This window comes from Bradyrhizobium sp. UFLA05-89 (assembly GCF_059803475.1).
Genome location: NZ_JBANBA010000096.1, coordinates 18,011 through 38,663 on the forward strand (window position 1 = coordinate 18,011; position 20,653 = coordinate 38,663).

Sequence of the window (20,653 nt, forward strand, 5' to 3'; positions counted from 1 at the left end):
TTTGGCGGCGGGCGACAAGCCGCCCGCACCTTGCGACTACTTAGCCAAGGTAAAGTTGTTCAACTTACCTGCGTTGTCCTTGGTGATCAGGACGCAATCGATCGACTGCTTCTCAGGCTTTCCGGTCGAACCCTTGGCGAGATAGGCATCGGCCTGCTCGACGGCGAGCTGAGCGATCTGGAATGCGGGCTGCAAAACGGTCGCAGCGATCTTTCCGGCCTTGACCTGATCGCGCACGTCGTTCGATCCGTCGAAGCCGACCACGATCACGTCGTCGCGATGTGCCGCCTGCAGCGCCGCGGCTGCGCCCATTGCCATTGTGTCGTTGCCGGAAATCACACCCTTGATCTCGGGGTGGGCTTGCAGCATCGACTCCATCTTCGAATAGGCTTCGGTCTGACTCCAGTTGGCACTCTGCTTGGCCACGAGCTTCAGGTCGGAAAACTGATCGAGCACATCGTGGTAACCCTTGGAACGGATTCCGGCATTGGTGTCCGACTCCTTACCGACGAGTTCCGCGTACGGTCCCTTCTCGCCCATCTTCTTGGCGAACTCTTGGCCGCCGAGTGTGGCCCCCTGGTAGTTGTTCGAGACGATCTGGGCGACGGCAATTCCGGTTTTGTTGATCTCACGATCGATCAGGAAGCTAGGAATCCCAGCGGTCTTCGCTTTCTGTACGGCTTCGATCGACGCGTCCGCGCCGGCATTGTCGAGAATGATGGCCGCAGCCTTGCGGGCGATGGCCGTATCGATCAGCTGGTTCTGCTTGCTTGCGTCGTCGTCATGGGACAGTACGAGCGTGTCGTAACCAAGCTCTTTCGCCTTGGCTTCGGCGCCGTCGGCTTCAGTCGCAAAGAACGGATTGTTGTGGGGCGGCGTGATGATTACGATCAGCTTGCCGTTGCCGGCAGCAAATGCGTTCGCGCTGGTCAGCGCGGCGAGCGCGAATGTCGCGCAACCGATGGTCTTCAACCAATTCATTTCGTTTCCTCCTCTTCCCTTATTCGAGCGCCTGTGGCGACGCTTTCCCAACCCCTCCATGGAGGGGAAGCTCTTCACGAATCATTTCTTCGCACCGGCGATGGCCTGGTCGATAGCCGACCGCCATCCCTCAACCAATTGGTCGCGCGAACTCTCGTCCGACGTCGGTGCGAAAACGTCAGCTTCCGTGATCAGGCGCGACAGCGCATGTTCTTCGCTCCAAAGACCCGCGCCGATCCCGGCCATGATGCCTGCGCCGATTGCGCTCAGCTCGGCGACACGGCTCCGGCGCACTGGCTTCTGAAGGATGTCCGACTGGATCTGCATCAGCAGGTCGTTGCGCGATGCGCCACCGTCGGCGGATAAGGCCGACAGCTGCATGCCGCGATCGGCCTCCATCGCAACGAAGACATCGTGTATCTGCAAGGCGATAGCTTCGAGCGTGGCGCGCGCGAAATGTGCCGGGCGCGTCGAAAGCGACATGCCGGTGAAAAGGCCGCGAACATCGGCTCGCCAATGAGGGGCACCGAGGCCAGCCAGCGCCGGCACGAAAAACATGCCGTCGCTGGACTCCACCGATTGCGCCAGCCGCGCGAGCGCGGACTCGTCGGAAAGCCCAAGCAATGAGGTCGCGAAGGCGGCGGCCTGGCCTGACACGGAAATATTGCCCTCGAGCGCATAGGCCACCTTGCCGCCGGCGCCCCATGCGATCGTCGATGAAAGACCGTTGCGCGACCGAACAGGGCGTTCGGTGAGCGTCATGAGCGAGGAGCCGGTGCCGTAGGTCGCCTTCACCGCGCCTGGCGCACGAATTCCGTGGCCGTAGAGCGCCGCGTGCGAGTCGCCCATCATCGCGCCGATTGCGACGCCCTGAGGTATGGCGCCCTGCGCTATCGTCAGGCCGAACGAGCTGTCGGAGGGTAGCGCCTGCGGTAGCAGCGCGACCGGTGCATCAAATAGACGACCGAGTTCGTCATCCCAACACAGGCGGTGAATGTCGAACAGCTGCGTACGGGACGCATTGCTGAAATCAGTGGCGTGCGCCTTGCCCCCTGTCAGCTTCCACAGCAGCCAGGAGTCGACGGTTCCGGCGCAGACGTTTCCGACCTTCGCTGCGGCGCGTACGCCGGGGATATTGTCGAGCAGCCAGCCGATCTTCGCGGCGGGAAAAAGCGGATCCAACCCAAGCCCCGTCTTGCTGGCCACAAGCGTCTCGACTTCGGGGCGGCGCAACGGCGCGAGTCGTTCGGTCGAGCGTCGGCATTGCCAGGTCACGCAGGGGCCAAACGCGTCCCCGGTCGCACGATCCCACAGCAGCACGGATTCACGCTGGTTGGAGATGCCGATCGAGACGAGCTTGACGTCGGGACGGACCCGCAGGCACTCGTCGACCGCAGCCTGAACCGACTGCCAGATCGCTTCACCCGATTGTTCGGCCCAGCCGGGCTTGGGATGGGTCACCGCCATCGGAACGGACGCGCGCGCGACGATACTGCCCGCGGCGTCGATCAAGAGCGCCTTGGTGTTCGTCGTGCCCTGGTCTATGGCGAGGACGCCCGAGGTCATGCCGCCTTTCTCGCTTCGATGGTTTGGCGAACAGCATCGGCAATACCGCTCGCCGTCAGGCCGTAGCGTTCGAGCAGAAACTCAGGCGAGCCGGTTGGCAGGAAACCTGGGAAACCCAGGATTCGCAGACGGCACGGGCACGAGGTGGCGACCACTTCGGCGACCGCGCCACCCAATCCACCTCGGACCGAATGCTCCTCCGCGGTAACGATCGCGCCGGTCGCCGCAGCGGACCGGATCGCGTCAACGTCCAGCGGCGCGACCGTTGCCATATTGACCACGCGAACGTTGACTCCGGAGGCGGCCAGCTGTTCTGCCGCTTCGACGGCTCGCGCGACCATGACGCCGTTCGCGATGATCGCGGCGTCATGTCCTTGCCTCAGGATCTCCGCCTTGCCGATCCGGAAGACCGCATCTGAAGAACGCACGAGATCGGGCACGGCCATGCGACTGATCCGCAGGAAGAACGGACCTTCAGTCGCTGCGGCGGCCTTGACCGCCTGCTCCGTCTCCCAACGATCGGACGGCGCAACGATCGTCAGATTGGGAAGCAGCCTCAACCAGGCAAAATCCTCGATCGAGTGATGCGTCGGACCGAGTTCGCCGTAAGCAACGCCACTCGACATGCCGCAAAGCTTGACGTTGGTATTGGAATAGGCGACGTCAGCCTTGATCTGCTCGAGTGCGCGCGCCGTCAGGAAACACGATGCGCCCGAAACAAACGGCACTTTACCGCCATTGGCGAGACCGGCGGCGACGCCGACCATGGCCTGCTCCGCGATGCCGACGTTGATCAGCCTGCTCGGAAACCGCTTCTGGAAACCGACGAGCTTGCTGGACCCGACGCTATCGTTGACGACGGCGACGATCCGTTCATCCCCCTCGGCGAGGGCCTCAATCGTCTTCGCAAAGGCTTCCCGGCAATCGTAGCGACCGGCGACGTTACTCTCTGCGCTCATCAGCCGATCTCCTGCAAAGCGAGCTCATACTGAGCCTGATTGGGAACGCCGTGATGCCAGGACACCTGATCGCGCATGAAGGAAATTCCCTGTCCCTTGTGCGTTCGAGCGAGCACGCACAGAGGCTTTGTTCGTCCCGCCGTGGACGCGGTGAAGATCGACAACAGCGCATCGTGGTCGTGGCCATCGACTTCGACGACGTCCCAACCGAAAGCACGCCACTTGTCGGCAAGCGGCTCAAGCGCAGCCGTGTCCTCTGTGCGCGCGCCCTGTTGCAGGCCGTTGCGATCCACGATGAGCGTGAGGTTCGAGAGCTTGCGATGGCCGGCCGTCAGGGCTGCCTCCCAATTGCTTCCCTCCTGCAATTCTCCATCGCCGACCACGACGAAAACGCGATAGTCCGCCTTGTCGATCTGGCCAGCGATCGCCACACCGACGGCCACGGGCATGCCGTGACCGAGGGGGCCGGTGTTGGTCTCGACGCCCGGCGTGTAGTTGCGATTGGGGTGGCCGTTCAGATTCGACAACGGCTGCATATAGGTTTCGAGCTGATCGAGCGGGAAGAAGCCCTTCTCGGCCAGTGTCGCGTAGAGCGCGCCGGTACAATGCCCCTTGCTCAGGATGAAACGGTCACGCTTGGGGTCGTTGGGATTGGCCGAATCTACGCGCAGGGCACCGAAATACAGTGTGGCCAGGATGTCGGTCACAGACATGTCGCCGCCGGGATGTCCCTGCTTGGCTCGATAGACCATTTCGAGCGCGAGCCGCCGAATTTGACGCGCCTTTGCGACCGTCAACTCGGCAAGTGGATGAGAACTAGACAAGTGAAGCCTCCGAAGAATTGCAACACGCTCAGCGAACCAGAATTGGCGTCGCCGGCTCCGGTCGCTCATGGCGGTAGAGCGGCCAATCGAGATAATTGGCGATCGCCTCCTCGACGATGGCGGCGTGCTTGCCGCGCACCATGGCGACGTGATGCTCAAATCCGTTGCGGGAAATGAAGCTCAACAGGCCGCGAAGATTGGGCACGGTCGTGACGGCAATGCCGCCGTCCATCGGGAATGGATCATCGGTGAATGCCCCCTCCCCCACATACGCCTTGACTGTGCCCTGGCGGTCATCCGTTGACAGGCGGAAGAAAGTCATCGGTCCTGACTTGACCTTACCCTTCACTGCGCCGAAGCATTTTTCGCGACCGATGACCTCACCGAGCACATCGAGATTGGAAATCTCCGGCGTGTCCCCGATGAAGCTCTTGGGAAAGTTGCCGCAGTGCGTACAAACGCATTTGTCGCGCTCGCTGCCGTAGTTGTTGTTCCAGTCCAGAATGGCCGGTGGCGCCTTGGAGGCGAGAGCGAGCGCGTACATCGAGATCGCGCCCATCACGTCCACTTCGCACGCGCTCGGCATCAACTTCTCGCCCATCATGCTCATCGAGAGGCACGATGCGCAGCCGAAATTATCCTGGATGCTGCGCCAGCACTGGATGGAGGACGCATCACAATCGCTTTCGGCGATCCAGCGGTCGACGGCGATCGAGAAGCACGCCTGCTTGACGATATTCTCGCGCTTGATCGTTTTGGGGATCGAGCCATAGGCGGAGATCTCGTCGAGCTTCGCCTTGACGTCGCGATCCGCCTCTGAAAGCGCAGATGCGGAGGCAATGATCTCCGACAGATCGACGGTAACCACGGTGATGCCCGAGGCCTGCAGCAATTTTTCGCTGTAGCGCATCGTGTGGAACGGCGGTGTGCGCGCACCGATCGCGCCAATCCGCGCGTTCTTCAATCCGCGGACTGTACGGCAGACGGCTGCAAATCTGTCTAGATCGTTCCCGAAGGTCTCGCCATCCACATCGAGCGTGTGAAGCGAGGTGTCGGTGAAGCGAATTCCATACTGATAGAAATTGTTGGTGACCGAGATCTTGCCGCAGAAGGCATCGCGACGTTGGTGAACGTCGACCTTGTCGACCTCGTCGTTGCTGGCTTGCAGCAGGATCGGAACGTTGAGCGCCGCGCGGGAGACGCACTCGGCGATGGCCACCTCGTCACCGAAATTTGGCAGGAGGACAACGAGACCATCGATGTCATCCCGGTGCTTGCGAAAAAAATCGCCATAAAGCGTCGCGTCCTTACGCGACTGGACCGCGCCATTCTCCGTGGCATCCGCCGGAAGCGTCTTCACCGCTATCCCGAGCCTTTCGAAGTGGGCGATCGCGTGTTGGCGCGCGGCAAGGGCCGGAGCTCCGTTGAAAAAGAGCCTGCTGCCTACAATCAATCCAAGCGTGACGGGCTTCTTGAAGGCTCGCATCCGATTCCTCCCAAGGACGATCAATCGCACATGAAGCGACATCATGTTTCGTATTTTGACGGAAAAAAGCACGATCTTTTACGTTTGGTCAATAGGCACTTTCGATTTTCTTCGTTTTGCTTCAATTTCACCCTCGAGGCGCTTGGCCGCTGCTCACAGCCGGGCTATGCATAATGAGAAGTGCGGTCGACGAGTCGCTGCATCTCAAAGGGCGAAGGTCGCCGTCTGCGAGACGTGGCCACGCTTACGGATCGGCAGCGAGATTGCTAACCCCTTACTTTTGCGGGGAAAATTAGGCGATGGCGGGTAGGACGAAGTTGTCTGCAAAACGACGCGCGTCGCCGAAGCAGGTGCGCAAGATTGCGACGGGTGACCATGCCGAGCCGCGCAGCGCTCTACTTGCAGAACCACGCCGAGCGAAGATTCTCGAATGGCTCCAAGAGGAGGGAAGCGCTCGTGTCAGGGACCTCAGCGCGGCCTTTGATGTTTCAGAGGTCACGGTGCGTCAGGATCTCGAGCGATTGGAGCAGGATGGCTTCATCACTCGCGACCATGGCGGAGCATATCTGAACTCCGTAAGGCAGCAGGTACAGACACTATCCCTTCAGCACTTGGCGAACATGGATCGGAAGCGAAGGATCGGTAAAGTTGCCGCCGGCCTGGTCCAGGACCACGAGACCATCATCATCGACTCCGGATCGACCACAACGGAGGTCGCCAATCATCTAACGGCGCGAGATGGCCTTACGGTTATCACCAACGCGCTCAACATTGCCCTGACACTCGGTGCCATTCCATCGTTTGAAGTCCATATGCCCGGAGGTCACTTCAAGGCTCCGACGCTATCGTTGAGCGGCGAGAAGTCCGCGCAATATTTCGACAACATTTTTGCGTCGAAGCTTTTCCTGGCGACAGCCGGGGTTTCGGTTGAAGCGGGTTTGACATACCCAAGCTTTGCAGACCTGGCCATCAAGCAGGCAATGATCAAGGCTTCGAAAGAGGTCTACCTCGTCGCGGATTCCACGAAGGTGAACAGAAACTCTTTCACACGACTCGGCGGGCTCGATTTGATCCACGCATTTATTACCGATGATGGTCTGACTGATGCTGACGCAACCGCGATCGAGCGATTGGGAATCAAGATCATCGTCGCTTAGGGTTGAATTGTCGTTTTTGGCATGGCGGCTTCACGGGAGAGAGCAGACGGCGACCTGACCGAAGCAGCTATTCTTCCGGCTTGTAAAACCCGATTGTCCGACTTGTACGAGGAGGCCGCCGATTGCCGCCCCCGCCAAGACGCAACCTTTTTCGAAAAGCAAATACCCCATACACGTGAACTTAGCGGTCAATTCAAAGGCCTCGCCTTCTCCTGAATGCCTCGTCCGAGAGATGCCGAAGCGGAAGATCGACAAGCTCGCTCGCGCGAAAGCGCGCCCTAACCCCGCTCAATGGAACGAGGACGAAGTGATGACCCTCGCCGAAGCTGCTGTCGTGTTTTTTCCGCACGGTCCATTGACCTTGTCATCGTTGCGCAGGGCCGCGGCGACAGGGATTCTTGAAATCGCCAAAGTTGCAGGCAAGGATTTGACCACCCCTCGCGCCATCCGCAAATTGGTCAAGCCGTCATGCCGGGTCGTAAAGCCAAGCCGCCACGACTCTGGTTCAGAGAGGACGATGAAACCTGGATCATCCTCGACCGTGGCCGGCAGATCCGCACAGGCTGCAGCCGCGACGACATTGACGGCGCTGCGAAGGCGCTCGAAGGCGCTACCGAACCCAGCGTCCTCGCCATAGCTGACGTCCTCACCGCTTACGAAATTTCAAAACGCCCCAAGGACAAGAGCGATCAGCGGGCATGGGCGCAGCATGACTTGCTGCTCATTCGTTTGCTAGACCTCAATAACTTCTTTGGCGACAAGACAGTCAGCGAAATCAAAGCCCAGCTCTGCCGCGATTTTGTAGACTGGTCCACCGGCATGCCAAACGACAACAACCGGAAAGCCGACATCAAGCCCCGCAATGGCATGGTCTCGGACCAGACCGCGCGACGCCGACTTGAGGATTTGCGGGCTGCAGTCAACGCGTATCACGGGGAACACACGCTCGGCGCGGTGCCAAAGATCACCCTTCCTCCAAAGGCAGAGGGGCGTCACCGATGGCTGACACGCAATGAAGCCGCGCGATTGCTTGGTGCGGCCATTGGCTACGTGTGGGACGATGAGCGAGGGACCTGGAAACGAAGGGAAGATGGGAAGCTTTTGAGACGTGAGCGGTGGATCATCCGTCGCCGCTGTCCGGCTGCGCGCTTCACCCTGGTTGGTATCTACAGTGCCCGCCGCGAAGAGACGATCCGCCGCACACAGTGGCTGCCGACAACGACCCATCCCTGGATGAATCTGGACGCAATGGTGTACCAGGGCAAAGGTGCCTTGGAGCGGTCAACCAAGAAGCGACGACCGCCCGCAAAGATCGCAAGCCGGCTACGCCCTCACTTGATCCGTTGGCGGAAGATCGACCAGAAGCGCTCGTCCGAGTTCCGAGCGGCGGGCCTCCTGAAGGACGGTGAGCAGATACGGTTCGTCGTCAACCGCATGCACGATGGCCAACCGCTTGCCGGCAAGATCAGATCGGCATGGGAGGGGATACTGGAGGATGCGGGGCTGGGCGATGACGTGGTTCGCCACTCCCTGCGCCATACCGCGGCGACTTGGCTCATGCAAGCAGGCGTCGATATGTGGGAAGCCGCTGGCTGGCTTGGGATGACCGTGGAGCAGCTGGAGGCCAACTATGGCCATCACCACCCAGATTTCCAGGAAGAGGCCGCGCAGGCGTTCGGAGGAAGGCTGAGCTGAACTCTAGTCGCCGCGGGCCATCCGCGCCCGGAGGTCAGCCAACATAAGCTCGTAAGTTCGGAGGGGGGACTTGTGATGCTCGATCATGTCCTGCGTGACATCCCGCCAAGGCCCCTTTCCCTTGTGTTCCCCGAACGTCATTTTCCCGGCTCCAGCGGCGCAAGATCGTCGCGGATTCTGCTTTATCTGCTCCTCGACGCCTTTAGCGTAAGCCTTAAGATCGACCGGCATGGCTGCCAGTGCCCCAAATCATTGCGCATTTCGTTGCGCCAAAAAAACATCGAAACTATAAATACTTGAAATAATGGTCGGAGTGGCAGGATTCGAACCTGCGACCCCTGCGTCCCGAACGCAGTGCTCTACCGGGCTGAGCCACACTCCGACAAGAAGGCGGCTTATAGCGTCGGGTTTGGCACACCGCAAGCCGCCGATTTGAGGATTTTTGTCCCAGTGAAAACGGGCCTGACCACCCAGATTCTACCGGCCGGACCGGCCGCCACTGATGCCGCCGCGCGGGCGCTTGCGGCAGGCGGACTGGTCGCGTTCCCGACCGAGACAGTCTACGGGCTCGGTGCGGATGCCGCCAATGCGACGGCGATCGCCCATCTCTACGCCGCCAAGGGTCGCCCCGCCTTCAATCCGCTGATCGCTCATGTCGCCGACCTCGCGGCGGCGCAGCGCATCGGACGGTTCGATTCGTGCGCCATCCGGCTCGCAGAAGCTTTCTGGCCCGGGCCGCTGACCCTGGTGGTCCCGAAGACCGACGATTGCCCCGTCGCCGATCTTGCGACCGCGGGTCTCGACACGGTCGCGATCCGCATCCCCGCCCATCCCGTGGCGCAAGCGATCCTGCGCGCCTTCGGCGGGGCGGTGGTGGCGCCGTCGGCGAACATCTCAGGCCATGTCTCGCCGACGCTGGCTGCGCATGTCGAGAGCGATCTTGCGGAGCGGATCGACCTGATCGTCGACGGCGGGCCGGTCGAGGTCGGGGTCGAATCGACGATTCTCGGCTGCTTCGAGGCGCCGATGCTGCTTCGCCCCGGCGGATTGTCGCGCGAGAAAATCGAGGCCGTGCTGGGTGTGCCGCTGGCGCGGCCGCCGCAGGATGTCGAGAGCGACGACAGCCAGCCCCTCGCGCCGGGCATGCTGGCCTCGCACTACGCGCCGCGCGCCACCGTGCGGCTCAATGCGCATGATGTCGCGCCCGACGAGGCTCTACTCGCCTTCGGACCGGCCGTGCTGCCAGGCATCGAACACGCCGCCGGCGTCATGAATTTGTCAGCGAGCGGTGATCTCGATGAGGCCGCCGCCAACTTGTTCGGCTATCTTCGCGCCCTGGATGCGAAGAGTCCGGGCGGGATCGCTGTTATGCCGATCCCCGAGGAAGGACTCGGCGAAGCGATCAACGACCGGCTTCGGCGCGCAGCAGTGGCGCGGTAGCGCATGATCCGGACCCGGACGGCCGCGTTAGCGCAAAGTGTGTAGCGGTTTTCCGATAGGATCATGCGCAATAGAATAGATTGCGGTGAAGAAAGAAGAAGAGATGAACGTCACGACACCTGCCATCCCCCCGCTTGCTCCCGAGCTGATCGAGAAATTTCGCAAGATCGTCGGCGCCAAATATGCCGTGACCGATCCTGCCGACATCGAGCCTTACCTCACCGAGGAGCGCAACCTATTCCACGGCCGCTCGCCGCTCGTGCTGAGGCCCGCGACGACTGCAGAAGTCTCCGCGATCTGTAAGCTCGCCTCCGAATACAAAATCGCGCTGGTGCCGCAGGGCGGCAACACCGGGCTCGTCGGCGGCCAGACGCCACACAATGGCGAGGTGGTGGTGTCGCTGCGCCGGCTGGACAAGATCCGCGAGATCGACACCGCCTCGAACACCATGACCTGCGAGGCCGGCGTGGTGCTGCAAATCGCGCAGCAGAAGGCAGCCGAGGTCGACCGACTGTTCCCGCTCTCGCTGGGCGCGGAGGGAAGCTGCACCATCGGCGGCAATCTCTCGACCAATGCCGGCGGCACCACCGCGCTCGCCTATGGCGTCGCGCGTGAGATGGCGCTGGGGCTCGAAGTCGTGCTGGCCGACGGGCGCGTGCTCAACGCGCTGTCGAAGCTGAAGAAGGACAACACCGGGTATAACCTGCATAACCTCTTCATCGGCGCCGAGGGCACGCTCGGCATCATCACCGCGGCGACGCTAAAACTGTTTCCGAAACCGCGGGCGATCGAGACTGCGTTCGTAGGGCTGAAGTCACCGGCAGAGGCGTTGAAGCTGTTGACCATCGCGCAGGGCGAAGCCTCGAACGCGCTGACGAGCTTTGAGCTGTTGGCGGAAATGGCGGTCGATTTCTCGATCCGCCACGGCATCGACGTGCGCGATCCGCTCGAGCAAAAGCATCTCTGGTACGTGCTGATGGAGGTGTCCTCGCCACGCGACGATGCGCGCGCGACGCTGGAATCGATCCTCACCCGAGCGATGGAGGCGGAGATTGTCGACGACGCCGTGATCGCCGCCAACCTGACTCAGCGCGCCGGCTTCTGGAAGCTGCGCGATGAGATGTCGGCGGCGCAGAAGCCGGAGGGTGGCTCGATCAAGCACGACATCTCCGTGCCCGTCGCAGCGGTGCCCGCCTTCATCGCGGAGGCCGATGCTGCGGTCGTCAAGCTGATCCCTGGCGCGCGACCGGTGCCGTTCGGCCATCTCGGCGACGGCAATCTGCATTACAATGTCAGCCAGCCGGTCGGGGCCAATGCCGCCGACTTCCTTGCCCGCTGGCACGACGTCAACACGGTGGTGTTCGAGATCGTGTTGCGCATGGGCGGCTCGATCTCGGCCGAGCATGGCATCGGCGTGCTCAAGCGCGACGAACTGCCCGACGTAAAGGACAAGACCGCCATCGAGCTCATGCGACAGGTCAAGGCGATGCTCGACCCCCTCCAGATCATGAACCCCGGTAAAGTGCTGTGAACCTGCCTGTCTCCCCTCTTCCGCTCGCGATCGATCAAATCGCGGATGCCGATGTCGAAAGCGTCGTTGCGCTGTGGCAGCGCTGCGGTCTGACACGGCCCTGGAACGATCCGCATGCCGATGTCGCGCTGGCGCGGCGCGAGGCGAATTCGACCGTGCTGATCGGGCGGTGCGGCGATGCGATCGTGGCCAGCGCGATGGTCGGCCATGACGGCCATCGCGGCTGGATCTATTACGTCGCGGTCGATCCCGATTGCCGCAAGCGAGGCTATGGCAGCATCATCATGGCTGCTGCCGAGGACTGGCTGCGACAGGCCGGCATCGCAAAACTTCAGCTCCTGGTCCGCCGCGAGAACACGCAGGCCGGCGCGTTCTACACTTCCCTCGGCTTCGAAGAGTCCACGTCGGTGATGTTCGCCAAATGGCTCGACGGCCGCGCCCCTACTCCTTGAGGCCTGCATGTCCGTTTCCGACCGCGTCCGTATCAAAGACGTTCGCCTGCTCTCGGACAAGAAATACATTCTGAAGGCGACGACCTTCGAGTGGCGTCGCAACGATGGGGAATGGCAGACGCAGGTGCGCGAGGTCTATGACCGCGGCAACGGTGCGGCGCTGTTGCCCTATAACCGCAAGCAGCGCACCGTCGTGCTGGTGCGGCAGTTCCGCTATCCTGCCTTCGTCAACGGCTATGACGACCTGCTGATCGAAGCCGCCGCCGGCATGCTCGACGATGCGGATCCCGAAGCGCGCATCCGCAGCGAGGCCGAGGAAGAGATCGGCTATCGCCTGCATGACGTCCACAAGGTGTTCGAGGCCTTCATGACCCCCGGGGCGGTCACGGAGAAGCTGCACTTCTTCGTTGCCGAATACGAGCCGGAGATGCGGATCAGTGACGGCGGTGGCCTTGCCGACGAAGGCGAGGAGATCGAGGTGCTGGAACTTTCGATCGACGAAGCGCTTGCGATGATCGCCGACGGCCGCATCGTGGACGCGAAGACGATCATGCTGCTGCAATATGCGGCGCTGCATGTTTTCAGGTAGCTAAGTCGACGCGCGCGATGTCCCTCTCCCACAAGGGGAGAGGGGGAAGCATCGCCAGCGCGGCGCCATCTTCAATTGCAAATCTGACCTGCGGAGACACGGTCGCTGTTGAGCAAATCGCCGACTATCTTTACTCTGTCCGCAATGAGAACGAGAGGAGACGCGGCCAATGTCAACTCCGCGCGACGATGAATTCGGCTTCGCGCCCGATTACGACGCTCCCGTCCCCTATATGCAGCGGACCCGCGACTACTACGCGGCGATCGGCTACACCACGCCGTATCGCTGGGCGCACTATGTCGACGCACCGTTCCAGCCGCTGAAGAAACCGCTGGCGCAATCGCGCGTGACGATCATCACGACGGCCGCGCCTTATGATCCGACCAAGGGCGACCAGGGACCGGGCGCGGCGTACAATGGTGGCGCAAAGTTCTTTGAGGTCTACGACGGCGACACCACGCAACCGCACGATTTGCGCATCTCGCACATCGGCTATGACCGCAAGCACACGAGCGCGACCGACAGCGGCACCTGGTTTCCGCTGCCGCAGCTCCTGAAGGCCTCTGCCGCGGGGCGCATCGGCGAGGTGAGCCAGCGCTTCTTCGGTGCGCCGACCAATCGCAGCCATCGCGTCACCCTCGACACCGACGCGCCGGAGATTCTGGCGCGCTGCCTCGCCGACAAGGTCGATGTCGCAGTCCTGGTACCGAACTGCCCGGTCTGCCACCAGACCACCGCGCTGGTCGCGCGGCATCTGGAGGCGGGCGGCATTCCAACCGTGATCATGGGCTGCGCCAAGGACATCGTCGAGCACGCCGCGGTGCCACGCTTCTTGTTCTCCGACTTCCCGCTCGGCAATTCCGCGGGCAAGCCGCATGACGTTGCCTCGCAGGCGCAAACCCTGGAACTCGCATTGAAGCTCCTCGAGTCCGCCAGCGGCCCGCGCACCACGATGCAATCGCCGCTGCGCTGGAGCGAGGATGCTTCCTGGAAGCTCGACTACAATAACGTCGCGCAGCTCTCGCCCGAAGAGCTTGCGCGGCGGCGCGCCGAGTTCGACAAGCAGAAGGAGATCGCGCGCGGCAACCGCGCGGCCTGACGGGAGACTCAGCCGTGACGAGGCCCTTCGAAGGCGTCAAGATCCTCGATTTCACACAAGTTCTGGCCGGCCCCTATGCGAGCTACCAGCTCGCGCTGCTGGGCGCCGACGTCATCAAGGTCGAGCGGCGCGAGGGCGAGGACATGCGCCGCACGCCGCTCAGCCGCGAATGGGCCGAACGCGGGCTCGCGCCGGCATTCCAGGCCATCAACGGCAACAAGCGCAGCCTGACGCTCGATCTGCAAAAGCCGGACGCGATCGCAATCGTGAGGAAGCTCGCCGCGCGGGTCGATGTCGTCATGGAGAACTTTCGCCCGGGCGTGATGGACAAGCTCGGCATCGGCTATGAGGCGCTGTCCGCGATCAATCCAAAGCTGATCTATTGCGCCGTGTCCGGCTTCGGCCAGACCGGCCCCGATCGGCTGCGCCCCGGCTATGACGGCAAGATGCAGGCGCTCTCTGGCATCATGGCAATCACCGGCCATCCCGAGACCGGGCCGACGCGCGCGGGCTTTGCGGTGTGCGATGTGCTCTCGGGTGCGACCGCGGCGTTCGCCGTCTCCAGCGCGCTGTATCAGCGCGACCGGACGGCCAAGGGGCAGCTCGTCGACGTCTCCATGCTGGAGGCGACGCTGGCGTTCCTGTCGGGTCAGATTGCGGACTGGTCGGTCGCCGGCCATCGTCAGCAGCTCTCGGGCAACCAGGCGGTCAGCCGCAAGACCACCGCGAACCTGTTCAGCTGCGGCGACGGCTACATCCTGCTCGCGGTCAACAACGAGAAGCAGTATCGCGCATTGATGACGGCGCTCGACCGCGCGGACACGCTGAGCGATCCACGCTTCGCCGACTGGTTCTCCCGCAACGAGAATGAGCCTGCGCTGCGCGCGATCATCGAGGAGGCGCTGGCGACGAAGAGCCCGCGCGAATGGGAGACGATCTTGGAGGACGCCGGCGCGCCCTGCGCCAGCATCTGGACAATCGAGGAGATCATCGACCATCCGCAGATTGTGGCACGCGGCGCCATTCAGGAGCTCAACACGCCCTACGGCCGCCTGCGCTTCGCTGGCAGCGGATTCAAGCTCGCGCATGGTGGCGGCAAGCTCGACCGCATGGCGCCGGAGCTGGGCGCGGATACGGATGCAGTGCTGGAAGAGCTGGGTTTTGACGCAGCGGAGATCGCGGAGTTAAGGGCACGGGAGATTGTGTGAGAGTGCCGATGCCATAGCGTGGGCAAAGCGAAGCATGCCCACCATTGCGCATCGAGTAACCGGAGAGATGGTGGGCACGGCGCGTCGCGCCTTTGCCCACCCTACGACACCTGCAATCAGAACAATGAGCCCTGCCCGTCATCGGCTGGCGCTGCGGCTGCTTTTCGCGCCACCTTCTTCTTCGGCGCTTCCGTCTCCATCTCGTCGGCGCTGATCGGCAACAGCAACTGGTCGTCGTCATTGGCAACGCGGTTGACGCGTGTGGAGACCGGGTGCCAGGTGAATTCGCCAATGCGCGGGGCGGCCATCAGCGGCAGGATCGCATCGATCTCGTCGCCGCGACAGTCGAGCCAGCGTTCGAAATCCTGCGGCGAAATCGTCACCGGCACGCGGTCATGCAGCGCGACGAGATCCTCGCTCGCCGCCGCCGTGACGATCGCGACCGTGTCGAGCTCCTCGCCGTTCGGCCCGACCCATGTCTCGAACACCGCGGCAAAACCGAGCGGCTGTCCGTCGGCGCGGTGGATGAAATAGGGCTGCTTGCGGCCGTCCACCGCTTTCCACTCGTAGTAACCGTCGGCCGGGATCAGGCCACGTCGCCTGCGAATCGCGTTCTTGAAGGCGGGCTTTTCCAGGACCGTCTCCGAGCGCGCGTTGATCAGCAACGTAAAACCACGGGGATCCTTCACCCAGGTCGGCAGCAATCCCCAGCGCATGAGCTGGAAACGGCGCGCACCCTTGTCGACCAGCACCACCGGAATCGGCTGCGTCGGGGCGACGTTGTACCGCGGCGGCATATTCGGCTGCTCGAGATAGCCAAAGAGTTGCCGCAAAGCCGCCGGGGCCGAGGTTATGACAAAGCGTCCGCACATCCTTGAGGACCTATATGGGGTCCGTTCAGCACCTTTTAACCCCCAACGTCAACACTGCGGCCGATGAGCTCAATGGTCGCCGAACCCGCGCGGACGCATGTAGTGACGGGCCCCGAGGCGGCAGCCTGGGCTGAGCGGCTGCGCGTGGCCAATATCAACCCGCGGACGGGGCTTGCCACCGACTATCTGAACCATTTCAATGAAGCCGTCATGCTGCTCGAAATGGTCCCGGACATGCCGGAATGCGCCGAAGACTTCTTGACCTGGACGCCGCTGTCCTATGCCGAGCATTTCACGGCCTCGAATTTCAAGGCGCGCGATCTTGCGATCGAGGCCTATGAGAAGGCCGCTCCCAACGTGCGCGCCCAGTTCGATCACATCACCGACACCATGACCTCGATCCTGACCGCGGTCGGCTCGGCCATGCGCGAGGTGGAGAAGGATGCCACGCGCGTCAAGCTTGCCGAGCAGGCCACTCTCTGGGTCAAGCCGCTCATCGCGGCCTGCGGCGGCATCATCAACGGCGGCGCGGAAGCCGACGTCGATACCATCATGTCGAACTGAGGCCGACACCGTGCAGCCGAGCCATCCCCAGCTCGCAGTGAGCGCCGCGATATTCCGCGACGGCGAGGTGCTGCTGGTTCGCCGCGCCCGCTCGCCGGCCGAGGGCTTCTATTCGCTGCCGGGCGGCCGGGTCGAATTCGGCGAATCGCTGCATCAGGCGCTGATTCGCGAGGTCGACGAGGAAACCGGGCTGGCGATCGACATCGTCGGTCTGGCCGGCTGGCGCGAGGTGCTGCCGTCCACGGCCGGTGCCGGCCACTACCTCATCATGTCCTTTGCGGCGCGCTGGACGGCCAGGGAGCCGGTTCTGAATGAGGAGCTGGACGATTTCCGCTGGCTTGCTCCCGACGCGCTGGGCAGCCTCGGCGACCTCAAGCTCACCGGTGGACTGGACGAAGTCATCCATGCCGCAAAGCGCCTGATCGGGGCCTGACGGCAAGAGTGGCTGCCTTGCGTCTGCCGACCTTAAGGGGCATACACGCCCCCGATGTCCAAGCGATTTCCGGCCGTTTTGGCCCTGTTTCTTGCCTGCGCCGTCCTGCCCGCCCGGGCTCAGGACGCGGCTGCGCCGTTCGACGGCGATTTGCAGCGGCTCGCGGAAATCCTCGGCGGTCTGCACTACCTGCGCGGCATCTGCGGGGCCAATGAAGGCAACAAATGGCGCAACGAGATGCAGGCGCTGATCGACGCCGAAACCCCCTCCGGCGAGCGCCGCACCCGCATGATCGCGGGCTTCAACCGTGGCTATAACGGTTTTCAACAGACCTACCGGAGCTGTACGCCGGCCGCGACGGTAGCGATCCGCCGCTACATCGAGGAAGGCTCGAAAATCTCGCGCGACCTCACGGCGCGTTACGCCAACTGAATTGCCATCGCCTTCAACTGCCAACCCTGATCCTGAGGAGCCTGCGTAGCAGGCGCGCGCCTCCTCCCATGAGGATTTTGCATTACCGGATGTGTCGCCGGAACAACTCATCCACATTGTTCACCTCCGTTAACCTTTCCTAAAGATGTGGCCTAGGCGGAGTTAATCTGCGTGCTACACCTCTCACGCAGCGCATCGATGGGGATCGCGCCTCCAGCCCGTTTCCGAGTGTCATGAGCATTCCAGTGTCCTTCGCCTCCGCCCGCGCGCCGCTGCCCGATCATGAGCAGAAGCAGGCTGCGCTCAGCTATCTCAACGAGGCCTGGGCGGAAGCGCGCCATGACGGCGTCGACGGCGATTGTCTCGCGCAGGCGAGCCTGTTCGCAGCGCTGGCTGAGCTCGTCGGCACCTATGGCGAGGATGCGGTGGCAAAATTCGTCGAGGGTTTTCCCGCCCGCATCCGCAATGGCGAATTCTCGATCGCACTCGCCAAGCAGTAGCTAAAAATCACCCCGCCAGAAGAGGCGGGGTGAAGTCTGCGGATGAATGACCTCACGAAAGGTCGCGATGGCTGCGCTCATGATCGCACGAATGCGCGCGTCACGAGATAAGCAATAGTCCGTAATGCGCCGGGAGTTTTTCCTGATATCGCGGGGGAAATGTCACTGCTCCACTCTGAGCGTCGCTTTCATGTTGGGATGGTAGCGGCAATAGTACTCCACCATCCCCGCCTTCTTCAGCACGAACGTCGCCGACTTCTTCGCCGGCAGGTTCACGTCGAAATCGCCATTCCTCGCCGTCGCAGTGTGGGCGAGGACGTCCTTGTTGACCCACTCGGCGGTGTCACCGACCTTCGCCGAGACCTCGGCCGGCGAGATCTCGAGATTCTCCATCGAGATCTGTACGGTCGCGGCACGCGCCGGGACGATCATCGACGCGAGCACCATTGCGGTCATTGCCAACAGCCGTCCCGGCAGCATCTCCCGCCCCTATTTGAGCTCGGTCGCGACATGCTCGGCATGCTGCTCATGGCCCTGGAAAATCCTCAAACCCGTCTGCAAGAGGCCCTTCAGCTCCGCATTGTCCGCGGAGGGAATGAGCTGGGTCTCCAGGGCGCTGTTGACTGACTTGTGGTAGGCGACCTCGTTGTCGACATAGGCCTTGTCGAAGTCCGCACCTTTGAGCTTCGAAAGCTCGGCGAGCTTGTCGTTCGCCTGTTTCGTGAGCGTACGGCTGGTGTCGTTGTCTTCGGGTGTTACCTTCAGCTTCTTCACCAGCGCGAGTGCCTGCTTGTTCACCGCCTCATGATCGCGCACCATGTCCTGCGCGAATGCCTTTACGTCCTTGTTCTTGGCCTTCTTCAGCGCCTGCTTGGCGGCGTTGATGTCGATCACGCCGGCGGTGTAGGCGATATGGGCGATCTGCGGATCAGTGGGCTTTGCGCCTTGCGCCAGCGCAGGGCTGATCAAAAAAGCGATCGTGACGATCGCCGCGCTGCATCGGATGAACATGACTTGACACTCCTGTGGTGCCGGTTGCCCCCGGCATGTGACCTCACAGGCATTGGATGGAGAACCGCCGCGGACGTTCCCAAGAAAATTACACGCCGACGCCGAGCCGCTTCAGTACGGCTTCGGTCAGACGCTCGCAGCGCTGGCCGGCGAACGGGAACGCATCCATCACCACCGGCCCGATCTTCTTCTCGACATTTTCCCGCAGCATCGCGCGGGCGCGATGCAGCCGCGTCTTCACCGTCTCAGACTTGACGCCGAGCAGCTGCGCGGTCTCCTCGATGGTCATGCCCTCCATCACGCGCGCGATGAAGACCATGCGGAACACATCGGGCAGCTCATCGACCGCGTGCTCGACGACACGCTGGATTTCACGTTGGGCCATGGATTTTTCCGGATCGCCTGCGGCGGAGGACACGGGAAACTGGATGATCTGGGCTTCGAGTGTTGCCTCCGGTAGCGCACTGATCTCGACATGCACCTTCCGGCTTCTCACCCGGCCAAGCGCCTCGTTGATGGCAATGCGCGACAGCCAGGTCGACAGGCCGGATTCACCGCGAAAGCCGTCGAGGTGCGTGAACGCCCGAACATAGGTCTCCTGCACCACGTCCTCGGCCTCGCTGTCGTTGCGCAAGATGCCGCGGGCGAGCCGGTAGAGCCTGCGGTTATTGGCCTGCATGATCGCGCGCAGCGCGGCTTCGTCGCGGACTCGGGCGCGCTCGACCAGTTCGGCATCGGCCAGACCTGTGGCTTCCGATATTGCAGTGCGATGGATGGCGGTCACGGGCTCGTCTCCAGCTTTTCCGGACATTGGATGCAGGCCCGCCCAAAAGGTTCCCACCAATCTACCCTCAGCCCGTCTCGATTGGCAGCGCGGGATCCCTGGCCCATTCGCCCATGGAACCGTCATAGAGCGTGAGCTTGTCGTAACCGAGCTGCACCAGCAGGAAGAGATCGATCGTCGCCGAGATGCCGCCGCCGCAATAGCAGATGATGTTCTTGTCGCGCGTGACGCCTTGCGCAGCGAATTTCGTTTCGGCATCGGCAAGCGTGGTCAGCGTCTTGTCGGCAGGGTCGACCAGCGTCGCCGCCGGGACGTTGACGCTGCCGGGAACGCGACCGGGCCTTCCATAGCGGCTCGGCTCGAGACCGCGATGAAATTGCGGGCCGAGCGCATTGACGATGACGGTCGCGGGATTGCCGATCGCTGCCATCACCGTGGATTTGTCAACGAAGAAACCGGCACGCGGCGCGGCCTTGAAGGTTGCGGCCGGATATCCCTTCGGCGCACCCATCTCGACTGGCCGCCCCTCGGCCTTCCATTTGTCGAAACCGCCGTCGAGCACCTGTGCATCGACGCCGAGCGAGCGCAACATCCACCAGAATCGCGTCGCCCACATCATGGTGCCGATGCTGTAGAGCACGACAGTCTTGGAGGCATCGAGGCCGTGGCGGCCGAAGGCGGCCTCGAGCTGCACGGTCGCCGGCATCATGAAAAGCGGACGTGCGGAGGTGTCGGAGAACTCGCCTTGCAGATCGAGAAAATCGGCGCCAGGAATGTGGCCGGCCTCGAACGTCTTGTCGCCGGGCACGGCGATGTACGGCACGTCGCTGCCCTGCGGCACCGGCTCGTTGTAAGTCGTGCAATCGTAGATGCGCAGGTCGGGCTGGCCGAGCATGGCGGCGAGCTGCCCGGTGGTGACGAGGGATGTCGGCTGGGTCATCGAGTGCTCTCCCAAGTTCGGCTTGTGCATCGCGTAACACTGTCATTGCCCGCGAAAGCGGGTGATCCAGATGCTATGGGGTAAGCGGCGACTGGGGTAAGCGGCGGTGAGGGTGTGGACACCCCTCGAA

24 protein-coding genes and 1 tRNA gene are annotated in these 20,653 nt (G+C 62.5%); 14 read left to right on the forward strand and 11 right to left on the reverse strand.

Features of this window, described 5'->3' with window-relative positions:
• Positions 1 to 36: 36 nt before the first annotated feature.
• From SO139_RS34715 to SO139_RS34735, 5 genes are all read right to left on the reverse strand, one after another.
• Positions 37 to 981, reverse strand: coding sequence for a D-ribose ABC transporter substrate-binding protein (locus SO139_RS34715; protein ID WP_498541422.1), 945 nt, complete (start codon positions 979 to 981; stop codon positions 37 to 39).
• Positions 982 to 1,062: 81 nt separating this feature from the next.
• Positions 1,063 to 2,547 (reverse strand): FGGY family carbohydrate kinase, encoded by a 1,485-nt coding sequence (locus tag SO139_RS34720; protein ID WP_498541423.1) that lies wholly within the window; start codon positions 2,545 to 2,547, stop codon positions 1,063 to 1,065.
• Positions 2,544 to 3,506, reverse strand: a complete 963-nt coding sequence (locus tag SO139_RS34725) for a transketolase family protein (RefSeq protein WP_498541424.1) — start codon at positions 3,504 to 3,506, stop codon at positions 2,544 to 2,546. Before SO139_RS34725 ends, SO139_RS34720 begins: the two co-directional genes overlap by 4 nt.
• Complete coding sequence (locus SO139_RS34730) at positions 3,506 to 4,258, reverse strand: transketolase (protein ID WP_498541438.1); 753 nt, start codon at positions 4,256 to 4,258, stop codon at positions 3,506 to 3,508. The genes SO139_RS34725 and SO139_RS34730 overlap by 1 nt, the downstream gene beginning before the upstream one ends.
• Before the next feature lie 100 nt (positions 4,259 to 4,358).
• Positions 4,359 to 5,816: an L-fucose/L-arabinose isomerase family protein gene (locus SO139_RS34735; RefSeq protein ID WP_498541425.1), complete on the reverse strand. Its 1,458-nt coding sequence runs from the start codon at positions 5,814 to 5,816 to the stop codon at positions 4,359 to 4,361.
• Here SO139_RS34735 and SO139_RS34740 point away from each other — a divergent pair.
• From SO139_RS34740 to SO139_RS34755, 4 genes are all read left to right on the forward strand, one after another.
• Positions 5,712 to 5,990 carry a hypothetical protein gene (locus tag SO139_RS34740; protein WP_498541439.1) on the forward strand — a complete coding sequence of 93 codons (279 nt, stop codon included), beginning with the start codon at positions 5,712 to 5,714 and terminating at the stop codon, positions 5,988 to 5,990. The genes SO139_RS34735 and SO139_RS34740 overlap by 105 nt on opposite strands.
• Positions 5,991 to 6,115: 125 nt before the next feature.
• Positions 6,116 to 6,973, forward strand: a complete 858-nt coding sequence (locus SO139_RS34745) for a DeoR/GlpR family DNA-binding transcription regulator (protein WP_498541426.1) — start codon at positions 6,116 to 6,118, stop codon at positions 6,971 to 6,973.
• Positions 6,974 to 7,441: 468 nt separating this feature from the next.
• A complete protein-coding gene (locus SO139_RS34750; protein ID WP_498541427.1) occupies positions 7,442 to 8,668 on the forward strand; it encodes a site-specific integrase in 1,227 nt (408 codons plus the stop codon).
• Between the two features lie 75 nt (positions 8,669 to 8,743).
• Positions 8,744 to 8,968 carry a hypothetical protein gene (locus SO139_RS34755; RefSeq protein WP_498541428.1) on the forward strand — a complete coding sequence of 75 codons (225 nt, stop codon included), beginning with the start codon at positions 8,744 to 8,746 and terminating at the stop codon, positions 8,966 to 8,968.
• 5 nt (positions 8,969 to 8,973) lie between these two features.
• Here the strand turns inward: SO139_RS34755 and SO139_RS34760 are convergent.
• Positions 8,974 to 9,050, reverse strand: a tRNA-Pro gene (locus SO139_RS34760).
• Positions 9,051 to 9,118: 68 nt separating this feature from the next.
• Between SO139_RS34760 and SO139_RS34765 the strand changes: the two genes are divergently transcribed.
• From SO139_RS34765 to SO139_RS34790, 6 genes are all read left to right on the forward strand, one after another.
• Positions 9,119 to 10,108, forward strand: a complete 990-nt coding sequence (locus SO139_RS34765; protein WP_498541429.1) for an L-threonylcarbamoyladenylate synthase — start codon at positions 9,119 to 9,121, stop codon at positions 10,106 to 10,108.
• Between the two features lie 103 nt (positions 10,109 to 10,211).
• Complete coding sequence (locus tag SO139_RS34770) at positions 10,212 to 11,639, forward strand: FAD-binding oxidoreductase (protein ID WP_449378779.1); 1,428 nt, start codon at positions 10,212 to 10,214, stop codon at positions 11,637 to 11,639.
• A 2-nt stretch (positions 11,640 to 11,641) separates the two neighbouring features.
• Positions 11,642 to 12,091, forward strand: a complete 450-nt coding sequence (locus SO139_RS34775; protein WP_449378780.1) for a GNAT family acetyltransferase — start codon at positions 11,642 to 11,644, stop codon at positions 12,089 to 12,091.
• Positions 12,092 to 12,098: 7 nt separating this feature from the next.
• Positions 12,099 to 12,680: an NUDIX domain-containing protein gene (locus SO139_RS34780; RefSeq protein WP_449378760.1), complete on the forward strand. Its 582-nt coding sequence runs from the start codon at positions 12,099 to 12,101 to the stop codon at positions 12,678 to 12,680.
• Positions 12,681 to 12,849: 169 nt separating this feature from the next.
• A complete protein-coding gene (locus SO139_RS34785) occupies positions 12,850 to 13,779 on the forward strand; it encodes a glycine reductase (RefSeq protein ID WP_449378761.1) in 930 nt (309 codons plus the stop codon).
• A 14-nt stretch (positions 13,780 to 13,793) separates the two neighbouring features.
• Positions 13,794 to 14,987, forward strand: coding sequence for a CaiB/BaiF CoA transferase family protein (locus tag SO139_RS34790; protein ID WP_498541430.1), 1,194 nt, complete (start codon positions 13,794 to 13,796; stop codon positions 14,985 to 14,987).
• Positions 14,988 to 15,103: 116 nt separating this feature from the next.
• Here SO139_RS34790 and SO139_RS34795 read toward each other — a convergent pair whose 3' ends face one another.
• A complete protein-coding gene (locus tag SO139_RS34795; protein ID WP_498541431.1) occupies positions 15,104 to 15,859 on the reverse strand; it encodes an SOS response-associated peptidase in 756 nt (251 codons plus the stop codon).
• A 63-nt stretch (positions 15,860 to 15,922) separates the two neighbouring features.
• Here SO139_RS34795 and SO139_RS34800 point away from each other — a divergent pair, with 63 nt between their 5' ends.
• From SO139_RS34800 to SO139_RS34815, 4 genes are all read left to right on the forward strand, one after another.
• Complete coding sequence (locus tag SO139_RS34800; protein ID WP_449378764.1) at positions 15,923 to 16,423, forward strand: hypothetical protein; 501 nt, start codon at positions 15,923 to 15,925, stop codon at positions 16,421 to 16,423.
• A 37-nt stretch (positions 16,424 to 16,460) separates the two neighbouring features.
• Positions 16,461 to 16,856 carry an NUDIX hydrolase gene (locus SO139_RS34805; RefSeq protein WP_449378765.1) on the forward strand — a complete coding sequence of 132 codons (396 nt, stop codon included), beginning with the start codon at positions 16,461 to 16,463 and terminating at the stop codon, positions 16,854 to 16,856.
• A 54-nt stretch (positions 16,857 to 16,910) separates the two neighbouring features.
• Positions 16,911 to 17,288, forward strand: coding sequence for a TIGR02301 family protein (locus tag SO139_RS34810; protein WP_449378766.1), 378 nt, complete (start codon positions 16,911 to 16,913; stop codon positions 17,286 to 17,288).
• A 233-nt stretch (positions 17,289 to 17,521) separates the two neighbouring features.
• On the forward strand, positions 17,522 to 17,788 hold the full coding sequence (locus SO139_RS34815) for a hypothetical protein (protein WP_449378767.1): 267 nt from the start codon (positions 17,522 to 17,524) through the stop codon (positions 17,786 to 17,788).
• A gap of 162 nt (positions 17,789 to 17,950) precedes the next feature.
• On the opposite strand, the gene SO139_RS34820 is transcribed toward SO139_RS34815, so the two are convergent.
• The 4 genes from SO139_RS34820 to SO139_RS34835 form a co-directional block, all read right to left on the reverse strand.
• Positions 17,951 to 18,268, reverse strand: coding sequence for a cupredoxin domain-containing protein (locus SO139_RS34820; RefSeq protein WP_498541432.1), 318 nt, complete (start codon positions 18,266 to 18,268; stop codon positions 17,951 to 17,953).
• Positions 18,269 to 18,277: 9 nt separating this feature from the next.
• Positions 18,278 to 18,799: a DUF4142 domain-containing protein gene (locus tag SO139_RS34825; protein ID WP_498541433.1), complete on the reverse strand. Its 522-nt coding sequence runs from the start codon at positions 18,797 to 18,799 to the stop codon at positions 18,278 to 18,280.
• Positions 18,800 to 18,887: 88 nt separating this feature from the next.
• Positions 18,888 to 19,610 (reverse strand): RNA polymerase sigma factor, encoded by a 723-nt coding sequence (locus SO139_RS34830; RefSeq protein ID WP_498541434.1) that lies wholly within the window; start codon positions 19,608 to 19,610, stop codon positions 18,888 to 18,890.
• A 40-nt stretch (positions 19,611 to 19,650) separates the two neighbouring features.
• On the reverse strand, positions 19,651 to 20,523 hold the full coding sequence (locus SO139_RS34835) for a sulfurtransferase (protein WP_498541435.1): 873 nt from the start codon (positions 20,521 to 20,523) through the stop codon (positions 19,651 to 19,653).
• Positions 20,524 to 20,653 lie beyond the last annotated feature (130 nt).

Excerpts from the sequence above, each read along its gene's own strand:
- SO139_RS34745 (WP_498541426.1), top strand. The coding sequence starts at position 6,116 with ATGGCGGGTAGGACGAAGTTGTCTGCAAAACGACGCGCGTCGCCGAAG.
- SO139_RS34750 (WP_498541427.1), top strand. The coding sequence starts at position 7,442 with ATGCCGGGTCGTAAAGCCAAGCCGCCACGACTCTGGTTCAGAGAGGAC.
- SO139_RS34755 (WP_498541428.1), top strand. The coding sequence starts at position 8,744 with ATGCTCGATCATGTCCTGCGTGACATCCCGCCAAGGCCCCTTTCCCTT.
- SO139_RS34715 (WP_498541422.1), bottom strand. The coding sequence starts at position 981 with ATGAATTGGTTGAAGACCATCGGTTGCGCGACATTCGCGCTCGCCGCG.
- SO139_RS34780 (WP_449378760.1), top strand. The coding sequence starts at position 12,099 with ATGTCCGTTTCCGACCGCGTCCGTATCAAAGACGTTCGCCTGCTCTCG.
- SO139_RS34835 (WP_498541435.1), bottom strand. The coding sequence starts at position 20,523 with ATGACCCAGCCGACATCCCTCGTCACCACCGGGCAGCTCGCCGCCATG.
- SO139_RS34820 (WP_498541432.1), bottom strand. The coding sequence starts at position 18,268 with ATGCTGCCGGGACGGCTGTTGGCAATGACCGCAATGGTGCTCGCGTCG.
- SO139_RS34795 (WP_498541431.1), bottom strand. The coding sequence starts at position 15,859 with ATGTGCGGACGCTTTGTCATAACCTCGGCCCCGGCGGCTTTGCGGCAA.
- SO139_RS34730 (WP_498541438.1), bottom strand. The coding sequence starts at position 4,258 with ATGGTCTATCGAGCCAAGCAGGGACATCCCGGCGGCGACATGTCTGTG.
- SO139_RS34825 (WP_498541433.1), bottom strand. The coding sequence starts at position 18,799 with ATGTTCATCCGATGCAGCGCGGCGATCGTCACGATCGCTTTTTTGATC.
- SO139_RS34770 (WP_449378779.1), top strand. The coding sequence starts at position 10,212 with ATGAACGTCACGACACCTGCCATCCCCCCGCTTGCTCCCGAGCTGATC.
- SO139_RS34810 (WP_449378766.1), top strand. The coding sequence starts at position 16,911 with ATGTCCAAGCGATTTCCGGCCGTTTTGGCCCTGTTTCTTGCCTGCGCC.
- SO139_RS34735 (WP_498541425.1), bottom strand. The coding sequence starts at position 5,816 with ATGCGAGCCTTCAAGAAGCCCGTCACGCTTGGATTGATTGTAGGCAGC.
- SO139_RS34800 (WP_449378764.1), top strand. The coding sequence starts at position 15,923 with ATGAGCTCAATGGTCGCCGAACCCGCGCGGACGCATGTAGTGACGGGC.
- SO139_RS34815 (WP_449378767.1), top strand. The coding sequence starts at position 17,522 with ATGAGCATTCCAGTGTCCTTCGCCTCCGCCCGCGCGCCGCTGCCCGAT.
- SO139_RS34720 (WP_498541423.1), bottom strand. The coding sequence starts at position 2,547 with ATGACCTCGGGCGTCCTCGCCATAGACCAGGGCACGACGAACACCAAG.
- SO139_RS34785 (WP_449378761.1), top strand. The coding sequence starts at position 12,850 with ATGTCAACTCCGCGCGACGATGAATTCGGCTTCGCGCCCGATTACGAC.
- SO139_RS34725 (WP_498541424.1), bottom strand. The coding sequence starts at position 3,506 with ATGAGCGCAGAGAGTAACGTCGCCGGTCGCTACGATTGCCGGGAAGCC.
- SO139_RS34830 (WP_498541434.1), bottom strand. The coding sequence starts at position 19,610 with ATGTCCGGAAAAGCTGGAGACGAGCCCGTGACCGCCATCCATCGCACT.